At 68.3% G+C, this 14,541-nt stretch carries 10 protein-coding genes and 1 pseudogene; 6 read left to right on the forward strand and 5 right to left on the reverse strand.

The window, feature by feature from the left end:
• Positions 1-11: 11 nt before the first annotated feature.
• The 3 genes and pseudogenes from NZ773_07585 to NZ773_07595 form a co-directional block, all read right to left on the reverse strand.
• Positions 12-128, reverse strand: a pseudogene (locus NZ773_07585) (PAS domain-containing protein).
• 51 nt (positions 129-179) lie between these two features.
• A complete protein-coding gene (locus NZ773_07590) occupies positions 180-545 on the reverse strand; it encodes a hypothetical protein (GenBank protein ID MCS6801788.1) in 366 nt (121 codons plus the stop codon).
• Positions 515-679, reverse strand: a complete 165-nt coding sequence (locus NZ773_07595) for a hypothetical protein (GenBank protein MCS6801789.1) — start codon at positions 677-679, stop codon at positions 515-517. Before NZ773_07595 ends, NZ773_07590 begins: the two co-directional genes overlap by 31 nt.
• Before the next feature lie 296 nt (positions 680-975).
• On the opposite strand from NZ773_07595, the gene NZ773_07600 reads away from it, so the two are divergent.
• The 4 genes from NZ773_07600 (at position 976) to NZ773_07615 (ending at position 6,602) form a co-directional block, all read left to right on the forward strand.
• Complete coding sequence (locus NZ773_07600; GenBank protein MCS6801790.1) at positions 976-1,887, forward strand: hypothetical protein; 912 nt, start codon at positions 976-978, stop codon at positions 1,885-1,887.
• A gap of 150 nt (positions 1,888-2,037) precedes the next feature.
• Positions 2,038-3,708: a DEAD/DEAH box helicase gene (locus NZ773_07605; GenBank protein MCS6801791.1), complete on the forward strand. Its 1,671-nt coding sequence runs from the start codon at positions 2,038-2,040 to the stop codon at positions 3,706-3,708.
• A gap of 114 nt (positions 3,709-3,822) precedes the next feature.
• Entirely contained in the window at positions 3,823-4,497 is a 675-nt protein-coding gene (locus tag NZ773_07610) for an endonuclease/exonuclease/phosphatase family protein (protein MCS6801792.1), read from the forward strand.
• Positions 4,482-6,602, forward strand: coding sequence for a phage holin family protein (locus tag NZ773_07615; GenBank protein ID MCS6801793.1), 2,121 nt, complete (start codon positions 4,482-4,484; stop codon positions 6,600-6,602). Before NZ773_07610 ends, NZ773_07615 begins: the two co-directional genes overlap by 16 nt.
• A 67-nt stretch (positions 6,603-6,669) precedes the next feature.
• Here the strand turns inward: NZ773_07615 and ileS are convergent, their stop codons facing one another.
• Together ileS and NZ773_07625 are read right to left on the reverse strand one after the other, a co-directional pair.
• A complete protein-coding gene (gene ileS / locus NZ773_07620) occupies positions 6,670-9,885 on the reverse strand; it encodes an isoleucine--tRNA ligase (GenBank protein MCS6801794.1) in 3,216 nt (1,071 codons plus the stop codon).
• Positions 9,875-10,303 carry a DUF559 domain-containing protein gene (locus NZ773_07625; protein ID MCS6801795.1) on the reverse strand — a complete coding sequence of 143 codons (429 nt, stop codon included), beginning with the start codon at positions 10,301-10,303 and terminating at the stop codon, positions 9,875-9,877. The genes ileS and NZ773_07625 overlap by 11 nt, the downstream gene beginning before the upstream one ends.
• Positions 10,304-10,947: 644 nt before the next feature.
• On the opposite strand from NZ773_07625, the gene NZ773_07630 reads away from it, so the two are divergent.
• Positions 10,948-12,945, forward strand: a complete 1,998-nt coding sequence (locus tag NZ773_07630; GenBank protein ID MCS6801796.1) for an alpha-1,4-glucan--maltose-1-phosphate maltosyltransferase — start codon at positions 10,948-10,950, stop codon at positions 12,943-12,945.
• Positions 12,942-14,483, forward strand: a complete 1,542-nt coding sequence (locus NZ773_07635) for a putative maltokinase (GenBank protein ID MCS6801797.1) — start codon at positions 12,942-12,944, stop codon at positions 14,481-14,483. The genes NZ773_07630 and NZ773_07635 overlap by 4 nt, the downstream gene beginning before the upstream one ends.
• Positions 14,484-14,541: the final 58 nt, after the last annotated feature.

Below are 14,541 nucleotides of genomic sequence, written 5' to 3' on the forward strand. Positions count from 1 at the left end.
CGACACGGCAACGCCAAGAGCGCATTGCGCAGCTGCCAGCTGAGGATCCGTTTCGCCGCCGGGTTGAGGTCGACAATTCGCCGCGCTCGGTCGAGCACAACGATACCGTCGCTCATGCGTGCGAAGATCGCTGCCCGCGCGATCGGGGTCAGGTCGAGCAGAGAATTGTGGAGCGGCGCTCAGAGGAAGGCTACGCTCGCAACCGTGATCCCCGGCGTTGTTGGGGCGAGCGTCGGCGAGCGCAGGAGGCCGCTCACCTGCAGAGCGTGGAGAAACCACGGGAACACAATCCCGATTAGGAGCGGCGCGGTCTGCCATCGATACGGCGCGGGGGCGCGCGTCACCGCTTTCGGCACCAGTCCGCCCGACAGCGAGTACAGGATGCCGGCGAGCTCTGCCGGCCCCCGCTCATAGACGAGCTCGCTCACGCCCTCAAGCGCCCTCACCTCGATGCGGCCGAGCACCACTTCCTCCGGATTGAACACCAGCAGCAGCGCCAGCGCGACAAGGAGGGTCATCGAGCGCCGAGAGATCCCATTTCCCATGACCGGCGCTCCGCGACGAACGCGAAACAGGCGACTGTCAGCCCGCCGCCAGCCGCGGCTTTCACCCCGAGCGCGCTCAGCTCGACGGGGATCGTTGTGCCGCCGACATGAACGACCTGGCTGATCTCCCGCACCAAGCCGCTCAGGACAAAGCCGAGAAACCCTCGTCAGCCCGGCCGATTCCGCAAGCGCCAGCCGTAGCCGATCAGCGCGACGTTGACAAGCGCAAACAGTGCGGCCGGAAGAACCCGATAGCTCAGTTGCTTCAGCCCGGACCTCGGCGAGGACGGTCATCCGCTGGAGGCAACGCGGCCGCTCCTATTCGTTTCGTTCGGCTCTTCTCTGGCGTCTGCGTAGGGCAGCGACGGGCGCACCGCCGCCGCGTGCGCCGCGGTCGACAGCGGGCCCGCTTCACGAGTACATTCTTCCCATGAACCTGTCGCGACGCGAGGCGCTGGTTGCCGCCGGGCTGGCGGGGGCGGGGCTGACCCTCTCCGGCTGCCGGCTGCTGACCGCGCCGCCTCCTGCCTCTCCCGCGCCGACGGCTTCCTCCAGCACGCTCTCGCCGCTCGCCAAGGCGTTTGAAGAGCGCTACAACGTCCGTCTGATCACGCGCGCCCTCAACCACGACCGCCGCCTGATCAACCCCGGTCCCGATGGCCGCGATCTCGTCATCGACTGGGACGACGAACGCATCCAAGTGCTCGACGAGACGTTTCGCCTTCTGCCCGAGACGTTCTACCGCGGGCGCATCGACCGCCGCAGCGGCGAGCCGCTTTATGTCCACCTTGGACTGGTGCGCCAGGTCGACCAAGCGCGCGGCTTCCCGATTGCCGCCGAGATGCGCCCCTATTTCAGCACCGACCCGGTGGTTCTGTTCTTGATCGGCTCCTTCCCGGTGAATGCTCGCGGCCGGGCCTACTCGCGGTCGGTAATCGTCCACGAGCTGACCCATAAAGTGAGCAACCTCGAGCGGCGCGACTCCTACGAAGCGCTGTTCCGTCCCACCGGGATGCGGACCCAAGCCGACCTTGAGCGGGTATATGCTTCCATCATCACGCGGGATCGCTCCGGGCGGCTGACGTTCGAGAGCGCGAGCGCCTATGGCGCCTACAACATGGAAGAGCACGGCGCCGTCGCCAGCGAGCATTACTTCCTCGGGCGGGAGGTCTTCTTTTACGGCCTAGCGCCGAACGCCGTGCCCGAACTCGGGATGCTGGGCAACCTCGGCTATTACGGGTATGCTCGCTTCCTTGGCGAAGAGCAAACCGCGCTTTTCTACGAGGCGCTGAAGACGAACTTGTACGAGGGACGCGAGTATCGCTACCAGCGTCTCCTCTGATCGCAGTCGGCGCCCGTCCTCCCGCGGTCATCCCCGCGCCGCCGCGCAGAAAGGCTGCGCGAGGGACCGTGCTCTTCCCCCCTGAGCGGGCCCGTCTCGCCGCCCCTATCATTCGATACCCGCGGAACAGCCGCGAGAGGAGCACCAGTCATGCCAACCCCATTCGCCGAGCTCGGCCTCAGCCCCCCCATCCTGCGCGCCATCGCCGAACTCGGCTTCGAAGCGCCGACACCGATCCAAGCGCAGACGATCCCGCTGCTCCTTGCCGGCCGCGATGTCCTCGGCCAGGCGCAGACCGGCACAGGCAAAACCGCCGCCTTCGCCATCCCGATCCTCGAGCGGATCGACCCCGCCGTCCGCGCTGTCCAAGCGCTTATCCTCGTCCCGACGCGCGAGCTTGCCGTTCAGGTCGCCGAGCACATCCATCGGCTCGGACGCTATCGCGGCATCGACGTGCTGCCTATCTACGGCGGACGAAGCTATGCGCGCCAAATCAGCGGCCTTCGCCACGGCGCTCACGTCGTCGTCGGCACCCCTGGGCGTGTCCTCGACCACTTGCGTCGGGAGACGCTCGATCTCTCCGCCGCTACCGTTGTCGTGCTCGACGAAGCCGACGAGATGCTCAGCCTAGGGTTCATCGAGGACGTCGAATCCATCCTCGACCAGGTTCCCCCGCCGCGCCAGATCGCGCTCTTCTCGGCCACCTTGCCCCCGCGCATCGTCGCGCTGGCCGAGCGCTCCTTGCGTGAGCCGGCGCACATCCGCATCGCGCCGGAGAAACTGACCCTGCCGCAAACGGACCAGTGGTATGTCGAGGTCGCTGCCGCGGCGAAGCTGGATGCGCTCACCCGCATTTTGGACGTTCAGACCCCAAGTTCCGCGATGATCTTCTGCCGCACCAAGCGCGAGGTCGACGATCTCGGCGAAAGCCTCGCCGGCCGCGGCTATGCGGCCGATGTGCTCCACGGCGACCTGAGCCAGCAGATGCGCGAACGGGTGCTTCGCCGCTTTCGCGAAGGCATGACAGAGCTCCTCGTCGCAACCGATGTTGCCGCGCGCGGGCTCGATATCGCCGGCGTCAGCCACGTCATCAACTACGATATCCCCGAAGACCCGGAAGCCTATGTCCACCGCATCGGCCGCACCGGCCGCGCAGGGCATTATGGGGTTGCCATCACCTTCGTCACCCCGCGCGAGATCCGCCTGCTGCGGTTCATCGAGCGGGCGATCGGTCGGAAGATCGCGCCGATGCGTCTGCCGACGGCCGCGGACGTCATCGCCCGGCGGGTCGACGCCTTCGAAGAGACGCTGCGCCGCACCCTCAAAGAGGCGAATTACGAGCCCTATCTGCTCCTTGTCGAGCGCTTGAGCGAGGAGTTTTCGATCGCCGAGATCGCAGCTGCGGCGGCGAAACTGGCCGTTGAAGCAGAGCGTCCGCTGCCCGTGGACCTGCCGCCGCTCGAGGCAGCGGTCGAGAGCGAGCCGGGGATGGTCCGGCTGTTCCTCGACGTCGGCCGGCGCGCCGGCGTCCGGCCGGGGGATATCGTCGGCGCGATCGCCAACGAGGCGGATATCCCCGGCCGCGAGATCGGGGCAATCGATATCTCCGACACCGTCACGGTCGTCGAGGTGCCGGAAGACCGCGTCGAGCGCATTCTGGAGGCGCTCCGTGCGACGACGATCAAGGGCCGTCCCCTCCGGCCGACAGTTGCGCGGCCGGAGCGCGTTCGCGAGCGCAGGGCTGCCTCTCCGCCGCCTGTCCGGTCTTCGGGGCATCGCGCGCCGCGTCATCGTCCGCCTCGTCCAAAAGCGAGGCGCTAGGCCGCTCGTCTGCGGGGGCGCTTCTTCTCCCCTCTGCCGCTTCCCCTCTCTACAATACAGATAAAGACGAGAAAACGGGAGCGCGCTCTGCCGCCTTCGCCTACTGTCCGCGTGATGACCTACAACGTTGGGAACGGATTGGCGCTCCCCCGTCGGCTCGCTGAAGTCGTACGCGCCAGTGAGGCCGACATCGTCGGCCTGCAGGAGCTGACTGCCGACCAGGAGGCGGGGCTGCGCGACGAGTTAGCGGAGGACTACCCCTATCAGCTCCTGCACGGCGCAGGGATCCCCGGCAAAGGGCTGCTCAGCCGCTACCCCATTCTTGAAGGAGGGCAGATCCACAGTCATCCCGGGCGGCCGGATCTGCGCGCCACCCTCGATGTTCGGGGCTACCCGCTGCACGTTGCGGTCGTTCATCCCGCGCCGCCGCGGCTGGTGGCGCGCGGGCTCCAGCCGAGCGCGCACACGCGTGTTCAGCTCGAGCGGCTGATCAGCCTGCTCGCTCACGACCTCCCGCTCGTGCTTCTCGGCGACTTCAACATGACCCGCTTCCAGGCCCAATATCGGCGCGTCGCCGCTGCCGGGCTGGTCGATGCGTTTCTCGCCGCCGGCCGCGGCTTCGGGCGGACCTTTCCGCTCCGCCTCGGGCGCATTCCCCTCCTCCCGCTGCTCCGGCTCGATTACATCTGGCTGTCGTCCCACCTTGAAGCGGTCTCCGCCCACGTCGGGCCGGATGCCGGCTCGGATCATCTGCCGGTCCTCGCGGATGTCCGATGGCTGGCGTGCTAAACCTCGGCGCCGGGCCGCTGCGCACGGCGCTGCTCTACCTCGTCGACCTGCTCGTCACCGTCGCCGTCATCTGGCTGCTCTCCCTCGTGCTTCCCGGCCTGCGCGTCGCCGATTTCCAGTCGGGCGCGGCTGCGGTCATTCTCATCGGTCTCCTCAACGCGCTCGTCCGTCCGCTGATTATCCGCCTCACCCTCGTGCTCAACCTGCTGACGCTTGGCGTGCCCGGACTGCTGCTCAACGGCCTGCTGGTCCTCCTTGTCGGAGCGGTCGTTCCCGGCTTTCAGATTGCCGACTTCTGGACAGCGCTTCTCCTTTCGTTCGTGCTCGCCATTTGCACCGCGACGGCGACGGCGATTGTGCTTCACGGCCCGAGCCGCGAAGCGCATGAGTATGCCGCCATCCGGCGCTTCGCCCGTCGGCCAAGCCACGCCGACCCGAACGCGCCGCCCGGCCTTATCCTGATCGAGATCGACGGGCTCGCCGAACCGATCTTGCGCCGCGCCATCGCCGGCGGCTGGATGCCGACCCTCAAGCGGTGGCTCGACGAGGGAACGTATCGCCTTGTCGCCTGGGAGACGAGCCTGCCCGCCCAAACCTCATCGATGCAGGCGGGCATCCTTCACGGCGCCCATTTCGCCATCCCCGCCTTTCGCTTTTATGACAAAAAACTCCGGCGCCTTCTCGTCTCGAACCGCGCCCGCGATGCCAGCCTCATCCTCCAGCCCAATGTCACCGGCGACGGGCTGCTCAAGGAGCGCGGGTTCAGCATGAATAACTGGGCGCACGGCGATGCCGACCAAGTGGTGCTCAACTTCACCACGGTCGGCGACAAGCGGCGCGGCGTACTTCCGCAGGCGGGCAACCTGTACGGCTATTTCGCTCAGGCCAACACGATCCAGCTGGCGCTCCTCAGTATGCTGCTTGAGATCGGCGTCGAACTGTGGGAAGGCTGGCGCCAGCGCCTGAGGAATGTCCAGCCGCGGGTGCACCGCGGCTTCCCCTATCCGATCATCCGCGCTGCCACAACGGTGCTCCTGCCCCGGCTGAGCGAATACCTGCTCATCCAGAAGATGTTCGAAGGGGTCTCCGCGGCGTATACCACTCTCGTCAGCTACGACGAAGTGGCGCACCACGCCGGGATCGAACGGCCCGATTCGCTGCGCATCCTCCGCCAGATCGACCGCCAGATCCGCCATATCGCGGACGCTGCGGCCTTCACCGACCGGCGCTACGCGATCGTCGTTCTCTCTGACCATGGCCAGAGCCAAGGCGCAACCTTCCGCCAGCGGTACGGCTATCGCCTAGCCGACCTGGTCGATACGCTGATCGCCGATGACCAGCACACCACGCAGACGACCGACACCGCCGACGAGGGCCTCGCCAACCTGAACCTCGCTCTCACCGAGCTGATGATGGAAGACAGCTGGCGCTCGCGGTTGCTCCAGCGTCTCCTTGGGGGGCAGATCGAAAGCGGTGAGGTGCGGATCGGCGAGCGCGAAACCCGAGCGAGCGAGCTCGGGAATGTCATCGTCTGTCCGTCCGGCAATCTCGCCCACATCTACTTCATCGACGTCGCCGAACGGCTGACCGTCGAGGCGCTGCTCCGGCTTCATCCCCGTCTTCTCGAGGGGCTACGGGCACACCCGGGCATCGCATTTGTCCTCGCCCTCTCCGAGCAGCACGGCCCGATTGTCCTCGGCAAGAACGGCGTCCACTATCTCCGCAGCGGCGAGGTGGACGGCGACGACCCGCTGTCTCTCTTCGGTCCGAACGCGGCGCGCTACCTCGCGGAGCTCGCGAGCTATCCAAATTGCGGCGACCTCGTCGTCAACAGCCTCTACGACCCCCAGACGGACGAGGTCGCCGCCTTCGAAGAGCTGGTCGGCTCGCACGGGGGGCTCGGCGGGACGCAGAATCAGCCGTTTCTTCTCTATCCCGCTTGGCTCGATGGCGATGAGCCGCCGCCGGAACTTCACGGCGCGCCGGCGGTCTACCAGCTCGTCAAGCGCTGGCAGGCGCGTTTGCAGACGGCACCGCCCCCTCGAGGTGCACCGGGCGGGGAGCCGGCCTCGGCGGTGCGCGCTGCCCCCACCGCCCGGGAGTAGGCGGCCGGCGTCCCCGCTGGGTGGCCGCGCCGTGGGGCGGAACGTCGCGCGCCGCCGCAGCTGCCGTTCACACCCGCCGCAGCGCGATCGTGATCGGCTCGCCGTCGATCTCGTGCGTCTCGCGATAGGCGCCGTCCGCTCCCTCGCCAGGCCCAAGCCGCACCGAGAGGGTCTCGCCGGCGATGTAGTCGGCGAAGCGGTCGATCACAGCGGTGAGCGTCGGCGACGCGCTGACGGCGGTCTCGATTCGGTCAGCAATCTCGAAGCCGGCGTTGCGCCGCATCGTCTGGATCAAGTGAACGAGTTCGCGCGCTTGCCCTTCGGCGATCAGGTCGGGGGTGAGGTCGGTCGCGATGCCGACGACGTAGCCATCCTCTTCCGCGGCGACGACGCCCGGCCGCTGGACGGCGGTGATGACAACATCGTCCGCTCCCAGCGTGTGGCCGGCGACCATGACGGTCCCCCCGCCTTGCCAGACCCGGACGGCATGGGCGACGTCGAGCTCCTCCAGCCCCTTGGCGACTTCCTGCACCGCTTTGCCAAGCCGCGGACCAAGCACCGGGAAGTTCGGCCGAACCCGGTAGTCGAACAGCTCGCCGGCATCGTGGACAATCGCCAGCTGCTTGACGTTCAGCTCCTCGGTGATCTGGGCGCTGAGCCGCGTCAGCACCGCTTCTTCGTCCATCGTTTTCGGCCGGACGTAGAGGACGCGGAGCGGCTGGCGCACCTTCAGGTTCGCCTTCGCCCGCGCCGCTCGCCCAAGGCTGACGATGCGCATGACGAGGGCGACGTCGTTGAGCAGCTGACGATCGATCTGCTGCTCATCGGCAACCGGATAGTCGCAGAGGTGCACGCTTTCCGGAGCGCTCGCGTCGTGCGACCGGACGAGGTTCTGATACAGCTCCTCGGCCACAAACGGCGTAAACGGAGCAAGCAGTTTCGCCGTGGTCACGAGGCACTCGTAGAGGGTGGCGTAGGCGGCCGCCTTGTCGGCGTCGTTCTCCGACTTCCAGAACCGCCGCCGGCTGCGCCGGACATACCAGTTCGACAGGCGGTCGACAAACGCTTCGATTGCGCGGCCGGCGTCGGTCGGGTCGAACTGGTCGAGCCGCTCGGTGACCGTTTGCACGGTCCGGTGCAGTTCTGCAAGCACCCAGCGGTCGAGGTCCGAGCGCTGCCCAGGGTCGCCGCCCGGCGTCCAGCGGTCCAAGTTGGCGTAGGTGACGAAGAAGACGTAGGTGTTCCACAGCGTCAGCAGAAACTTGCGCAGCGACTCATCGACCAATTCGGCGGAGAAGCGGCGCGCATTGCCGGGCGGGGCGGCGGTGTAGAGATACCATCGCAGCGCGTCCGCTCCTTGGACGTTGAGGATGGTCCAGGGGTCGACCACGTTGCCGCGCGATTTGCTCATCTTCTCGCCCTTTGCGTCGAGGATAAGGCCGAGACAGATGACGTTGCGGTAGCACGGCTCATCGAACAGCAAGGTAGAGACAGCGAGCAGGGTGTAGAACCAGCCGCGCGTCTGGTCGATCCCCTCGCAGATGAAGTCGGCCGGAAACTTCTTGCGGAACGTCTCTTCGTTCTCGAAGGGATAATGCCACTGGGCGACGGGCATCGCGCCCGAGTCGAACCAGGCGTCGCACACCTCAGGGATGCGCCGCGCCGTGCCGCCGCAGCTCGCGCACGCGATCGTCACCTCGTCGACATACGGCCGATGCAGGTCGAGGCCCGAAAGGTCGCGCCCTGACCGTTCTTCCAGTTCGCGCACCGAGCCGATGCAGTCGTAGGCGCCGCACGACTCACAGCTGTAGATCGGGATCGGCGTGCCCCAGTAGCGCTCGCGGGAGAACGCCCAGTCGACATTGTTCGCCAGCCAGTTGCCGAAGCGTCCCTCCTTGATGTGCTCCGGGTACCAATTGATCCGGCTGTTGTTCCGCAGCAGTTCCGCTTTGCGGGCGGTGGTGCGGATGTACCACGAGGTTTTGGCGTAGTAGATGAGCGGCGTGCTGCAGCGCCAGCAGAAGGGGTAGCGGTGGAGGTAGCGCTCAGCGCGATAGAGCAGGCCGCGTTCGCGCAGCCGCTCGGTGATGAGCGGGTCGGCGTCCTTGATGAAGCGGCCGTCGAATGCCGGGTCGACGCCCGTCACCTCGCCCTTCAGGTCGACGGTGTGGAGGAGCGGCAGGTTCTCGGCGCGGCCGACCTCGAGGTCGATCGCGCCGTAGGCCGGCGCAAGGTGGACGATGCCGGTGCCGTCTTCAAGCGAGACGAACGGCTTCGCCGGCTCGTCGTCGAGCGCCGGGCCGCTCACCATGTCGCCGGCGACGACGCGCCACGCCGGCTGCTCCGGCGGGCTTGCCGGCGGGAAGAGCGGCTGGTAGCGCAGCCCGATCAGGGCCGAGCCGGGAAAGGTTGCCGCCGCGCGCCCGCCGGTCACCGCCTCAACGCGCGCCGCTGCCAGCACGAGATATTCCGGCTGGCCGTCGGCCCCGACGCTCTCGACGAGCGCGTAGTCGGCGCTCCGGTTGACTGCGGCGGCGACATTCGCCGGCAGCGTCCACGGTGTCGTTGTCCAGACCAGGAGCGACACCGGCCGGTCGCCCGCAAGCGCCTCGGTCAGCGCTGCGGCTGGCGAGCTCTGCCCGGGCAGGAGGCGGAAGCGGACGTAGACCGAGGGGTCATCGGCCTCGTCGTAGCCGAGCGCGACCTCGTGCGAGGAGAGCGAGGTGCCGCAGCGGGGGCAGTGCGGCGTCACCTTGTAGTCACGGTAGATCAGGCCGTTCTCCCAGAACTGCTTCAGGATCCACCAGCAGCTCTCGATGTAGCCGTTGTGGAAGGTGACGTAGGGATCGGTCATGTCGATCCAGAACCCGATCCGGTCGGTCATCTTCTCCCAGTCTTGGACGTAGCGGAAGACGCTCTCCTTACAGCGCGCATTGAACTCGGCGACGCCGTAGGCGTCAATGTCGCGCTTCGAGGTCAGCCCGAGCTCTTTCTCGACCTCCAGTTCGACCGGCAGGCCGTGGGTGTCCCAGCCGCCTTTGCGCTCCGAGCGGTAGCCCTTCATCGTCTTGTAGCGCGGAAAGAGGTCCTTGAACACCCGTGCCAGAACATGATGAACGCCAGGCCGGCCGTTCGCCGTCGGCGGCCCCTCGTAGAAGACAAACTCGGGAGCATCGCGTCGCTGCTCGATGCTCTTGGCGAAGATCTCCCGCTCCTTCCAAAACGCGAGGATGCGCGTCTCGATCTCGGGGAAGTTCACTCGGCTCGACACGTCACGAAACATTGATCCTCCACGCTTCCCGCTCCTGTTTGGGAGAGAGAGTTCGGGTGAGGGTGGCGCCCGCGTGCGGGAGCGGAGCACGGTGAGGGCGCGCAGGAGGCCCTTCGCGTTCGGTCGCGAGGCCGGCCGCCAAAATCGCCCGCCCGACGGCGCCCATCGCCTGCATCTCCTCGGCGTTCGTGAACCGGCGAACGCGATAGCCTCGCCCTTCGAGGAAGCGCGCGCGGGCGGCCGCGCAGACGAAGTCGGCGCTGGACGGCCCGATTGGATGCTGCCGCCGGCACTTCAGCCCGTCCACCGGCCGGTTGCGGACCGCCGCCCAGAAGCGCGCATCGACGGGCGATTGGCTGCGCCGCAGTTCGCGGGCGCGCACGGCGGCGCGAGGGGGGTCGAACCGTCGAATTCTGTTGGTTGGCGGCATTGGGCCCTCACCCCTGGCCTCTCCCGCTCGGGGGAGAGGGAGCTGTCGGTTTGGTGGTGCGCTGCTTCCCTGCGGCGCGAGGGAGCTCAACGACAGCAAAGCGTGAACCAGCCTGGTCCAGTGGACCCGCTCGGCCGCGCGCTCGGGGCGTGCCCGGCGGTCGCGACCGAGCTAGCGAATGGGGATGCGGGATCGCGTGGCGATCCGGCCGGCGGGGAAGCCGGCGCGAGGGAACGCTGGCTGCCAGTCCAGGTGCATGAGCGATCGCTCCAAGACGCACGAACGCACAGGGCGCGCCTGTGCGTACCCTACTGATAGCACGCTCTTTCCGAGGCGTCAAGCGGGGCTGCGCGGGGCGAAGTCGTGCCCCGGGTGCTGGCGCTCACCCCCTCGCTCCAGCTGAAGCGGCGCGGCTCCACCGCCCGGCCAGCAGGGGCTGCGCAGCAGCGAAGCCGGTGCCCCGCTGGCTGCGTGCGCCCGCCGCGTTCTCAGGACCGCGACACTCCTCGCGCGCATCGAGGGCGAACGGCGCGCTCGGGCAGCGGCTGGCGCCAAGAGAAGCGCGGTCGGCTATCCTGGAAGTGCGGCCGCAGCGCGGCAGGAAGGAGCGCGCGGCGCTGCCGACCGCGCCAGAGGAGCCATCCATGCTGGACATCGCCGCCCAAGCGCTGCCGGAGCGCGCAGAAACCGTTCTGCCGCCGGAGGCGCAGTCTGTCGTCATCGAGGGGGTCTGGCCCGAGATCGACGCCGGCCGCTTCGCGATCAAGCGCACGGTGGGGGAGCAGGTCGTCGTTGAAGCCGATATCTTCACCTACGGGCATGAGCAGATCGCTGCCGACCTTATCGTGTGGCATGGCGATGGCCGCCGCCGCCACGTGCCGATGACCCCGATCGGCAACGACCGCTGGCGCGCCGCCTTTCCCGTCGAGCATCTCGGCGAGTATCGCTACACCATCATCGCGTGGCGCGACTGCTTTGCCACCTGGGCGAGCGACCTCGCCAAGCGCGTCGCCGCCGGGCAGGATGTTCGCGTCGACCTCGAGATCGGGGCGCGTCTCGTCGACGCGGCTGCCGCCCGGGCGACGGGCCGCGACGCCAAGCTTCTTGCCGCTGCCGCTCGGACACTCCGCGCCGGCCGCGCGCCCGCGCTCGACAAAGCGCTCTCGCCTCAGCTTGCCGCGCTGATGCGCCGCTGGGCCGACCGCACCGGAGCGAGCCGCTACCCCCGCGACCTTTCGGTCTGGGTCGACCGCGAGCGCGCGCGGTTCAGCGCCTGGTACGAACTGTTTCCGCGCTCCTACGCCGCCACGCCCGGGGAGCATGGGACCTTCGCCGACCTCGAGCGCCACCTCGACTATGTCGCCGAGATGGGCTTCGATGTGCTCTATCTCCCGCCGATCCATCCGATCGGAACGACCAAGCGCAAGGGCAGGAACAATGCCCCTGTTGCCGCGCCCGGCGACCCCGGCAGCCCCTGGGCGATCGGGAGCGCCGAGGGCGGCCACAAGGCGATCCATCCCCAGCTGGGGACGCTGAAGGACTTTCGGCGGCTGCTCGCCGCGGCCAAGGCGCGCGGCCTCGAGATTGCGCTCGACCTCGCCTTCCAGTGCTCGCCCGACCATCCGTACGTCAAAGAGCATCCCGAATGGTTCCGCTGGCGGCCTGACGGCACGGTGCAGTACGCCGAGAACCCGCCGAAAAAGTACGAAGATATCTACCCCTTCGAGTTTGAGCTGCCCGAGCCGGACCGCTGGGCGCTCTGGCGCGAGCTGCTCAGCATCGTCGAATTCTGGTGCGAGCAGGGGGTCCGCATCTTCCGCGTCGACAATCCGCACACCAAGCCGTTTCGCTTCTGGGAATGGCTAATCGCCGAGATCCGCCGACGCTATCCCGAGACGATCTTCCTCTCCGAGGCGTTTACCCGCCCGAAGGTGATGTATCACCTCGCGAAGCTCGGCTTTACCCAGTCCTACACCTACTTCGCCTGGCGGACGACCCGCTGGGAGCTGACCGAGTACCTGACCGAACTGACCCAGGGGCCGGTACGCGAGTTCTTCCGGCCGAATTTCTGGCCGAACACGCCGGACATCCTGACCGAGCAGCTGCAGCACGGCGGCCGGCCGGCATTTATGGCCCGGCTGATCCTTGCTGCCACCCTCTCCTCGAATTACGGCATCTACGGCCCGGCCTTCGAGTTGGGCGAGCACGTCGCCGTCGCGCCGGGCAAGGAAGAGTACCTCCACTCCGAGAAGTACGAGATCAAGCACTGGGACCTCGACCGTCCCGACAGCCTGAAGCCGCTGATCGCCCGCGTCAATGCCATCCGCCGCGCTGAGCCGGCCCTCCAATACAACGACATCCGCTTCCACGACAGCGACAACGACCAGTTCCTGATCTACAGCAAGCGCGATCCGTCCGGGCAGAATGTCATCCTTGTCGTCGTCAATCTCGATCCCGTCCACACCCAAGCCGGCTGGACGCGCCTTGCCATGCCGGAGCTCGGCCTCGCTTGGGATCAGGCGTTTGTGGTGCGCGACCTCTTGACGGAGGCGCGCTACCATTGGCGCGGTCCCCACAATTACGTCGAACTGAACCCCCACGTTCTCCCCGCGCACATCTTCCTTATCGAGCCCGCGGAATGAGCATTCTGCCGGCGCTCAGCGGCAGCCTCGACGCGCTGCTTCCCGGCGACCGGCTCGGCCCGGCGCTTGCGGCGCGGCTGCCGGCGCTGCGGTGGTACGCCGGCAAGGCGCGCGCGCTCGCTGCGCTGACCGTCACTCCGCTGGCAGCGCTGCCGGTCGGCGAGCGGACGGCGCGCCTGACAGTGGTGGGCGTGCGCTACCTCGACGGGAGCCGCGAGGACTATCTGCTGCCGCTCCTCACCGTCCCGGCCGGCCAGCCGGACGCGATCCCCGAGACGGCGCTGCTCGCTCTCCTCCACACGCCGGAGGGCGACGCCATGCTCATCGACGCGGTGGGCGACCCTGCCTTTGCTGCTGCCCTGCTGGATCTGATTGCCGACGAGCGACGGGTCAGCGGGCCGGGCGGGATGCTCATCGCCGGGCGGGACGCACCGCTGCCGGCCGGCGACCTGACGCCCCGGCTGCTCGGCGCCGAGCAGAGCAACAGTTCGATCCGCTACGGCGACCAGCTGATCCTGAAGCTGTACCGCCGCCTCATGCCCGGGATCAATCCGGACGTCGAGGTCGGCCGCTTTCTCACCGCGCGCCGCTTTCCGGCGACGCCGGCCGTGCGCGGGTGGATCGAGTTCCGTCCCGCTGTCGGCGAGCCGGTCAGCCTCGCCGTGCTCCACGACCTCATTCCCGATGCAGAGGACGGCTGGACAGCGGCCCTCGCCCTGATCGGCCGCCTCGTGCGCTGCCGCGCAGGCGAGCCCGCGCCTGCCGCGCCGGCAGGACCGCTTGTGCCGCCCCCGCCGCTGCCGAGCGCAATCGAGCGCGCGCTCGGCAGTTCGCTCGTCTTCATCCGCCGGCTTGGCGTCGTCACCGCCGAACTGCACCTGACGCTCGCGAGCGCTCCCGACGACCCGGCGTTTGCGCCCGAGCCTCCCGCGCCGGCCCAGCAGCAGGCCGCTGCAGCCGCGCTGCTCGACCGCTGGGCGCGCCTCCCGACACTCCTTGCCGGACGCTCCCTGCCGCCTGCTGCTCGCGCCGCTGCCGACGCCGTCCTCGCCGCAGGCGATCGGGTCGCCGCCATCCTCGCGGCCGCGCCGGCCCCGCCGCTCCTGACCCGCTGTCACGGCGACTTCCATCTCGGCCAGACGCTCCTCCGTGCCGGCGAGCCGGTGATCATCGACTTCGAGGGCGAGCCGGCGCGTCCGCTTGCCGAGCGGCGGGCAAAACGCTCGCCCTTGCGCGATGTTGCCGGGATGCTCCGCTCCTTCGATTACGCGGCCGCCGCTGCGGGCGCGGGCAGCCCGTGGGCGGAGGCGTGGCGCGCGTGGGCGAGCGCAGCCTACCTCGCGGCCTACCTCGACCGCGCCCACGGCGCGCCCTTCCTCCCCCGCGCTGCCGCCGAGACTGCCGCCCTGCTCGACCTTTTCCTCCTCGAGAAGGCGCTCTACGAGGTCGAGTATGAACTGCACAGCCGCCCGGACTGGGTCGCCATCCCCCTCGCCGGGCTGCGCCGTCTCCTCGCCGGCGGACGCCCGGCGCAATGACCCCACCGTCAGGAGAGGCTGCTCGCGGCCAACTGTCCCCGGGCAAGGCGGCGGCCGG

The sequence above is a fragment of the Dehalococcoidia bacterium genome (assembly GCA_025054935.1).
Lineage (GTDB): Bacteria > Chloroflexota > Dehalococcoidia > SpSt-223 > SpSt-223 > JANWZD01.

Excerpts from the sequence above, each read along its gene's own strand:
- NZ773_07590 (MCS6801788.1), bottom strand. The coding sequence starts at position 545 with ATGGGAAATGGGATCTCTCGGCGCTCGATGACCCTCCTTGTCGCGCTG.
- NZ773_07630 (MCS6801796.1), top strand. The coding sequence starts at position 10,948 with ATGCTGGACATCGCCGCCCAAGCGCTGCCGGAGCGCGCAGAAACCGTT.
- ileS (MCS6801794.1), bottom strand. The coding sequence starts at position 9,885 with ATGTTTCGTGACGTGTCGAGCCGAGTGAACTTCCCCGAGATCGAGACG.
- NZ773_07615 (MCS6801793.1), top strand. The coding sequence starts at position 4,482 with ATGGCTGGCGTGCTAAACCTCGGCGCCGGGCCGCTGCGCACGGCGCTG.
- NZ773_07635 (MCS6801797.1), top strand. The coding sequence starts at position 12,942 with ATGAGCATTCTGCCGGCGCTCAGCGGCAGCCTCGACGCGCTGCTTCCC.
- NZ773_07625 (MCS6801795.1), bottom strand. The coding sequence starts at position 10,303 with ATGCCGCCAACCAACAGAATTCGACGGTTCGACCCCCCTCGCGCCGCC.
- NZ773_07600 (MCS6801790.1), top strand. The coding sequence starts at position 976 with ATGAACCTGTCGCGACGCGAGGCGCTGGTTGCCGCCGGGCTGGCGGGG.
- NZ773_07610 (MCS6801792.1), top strand. The coding sequence starts at position 3,823 with ATGACCTACAACGTTGGGAACGGATTGGCGCTCCCCCGTCGGCTCGCT.
- NZ773_07605 (MCS6801791.1), top strand. The coding sequence starts at position 2,038 with ATGCCAACCCCATTCGCCGAGCTCGGCCTCAGCCCCCCCATCCTGCGC.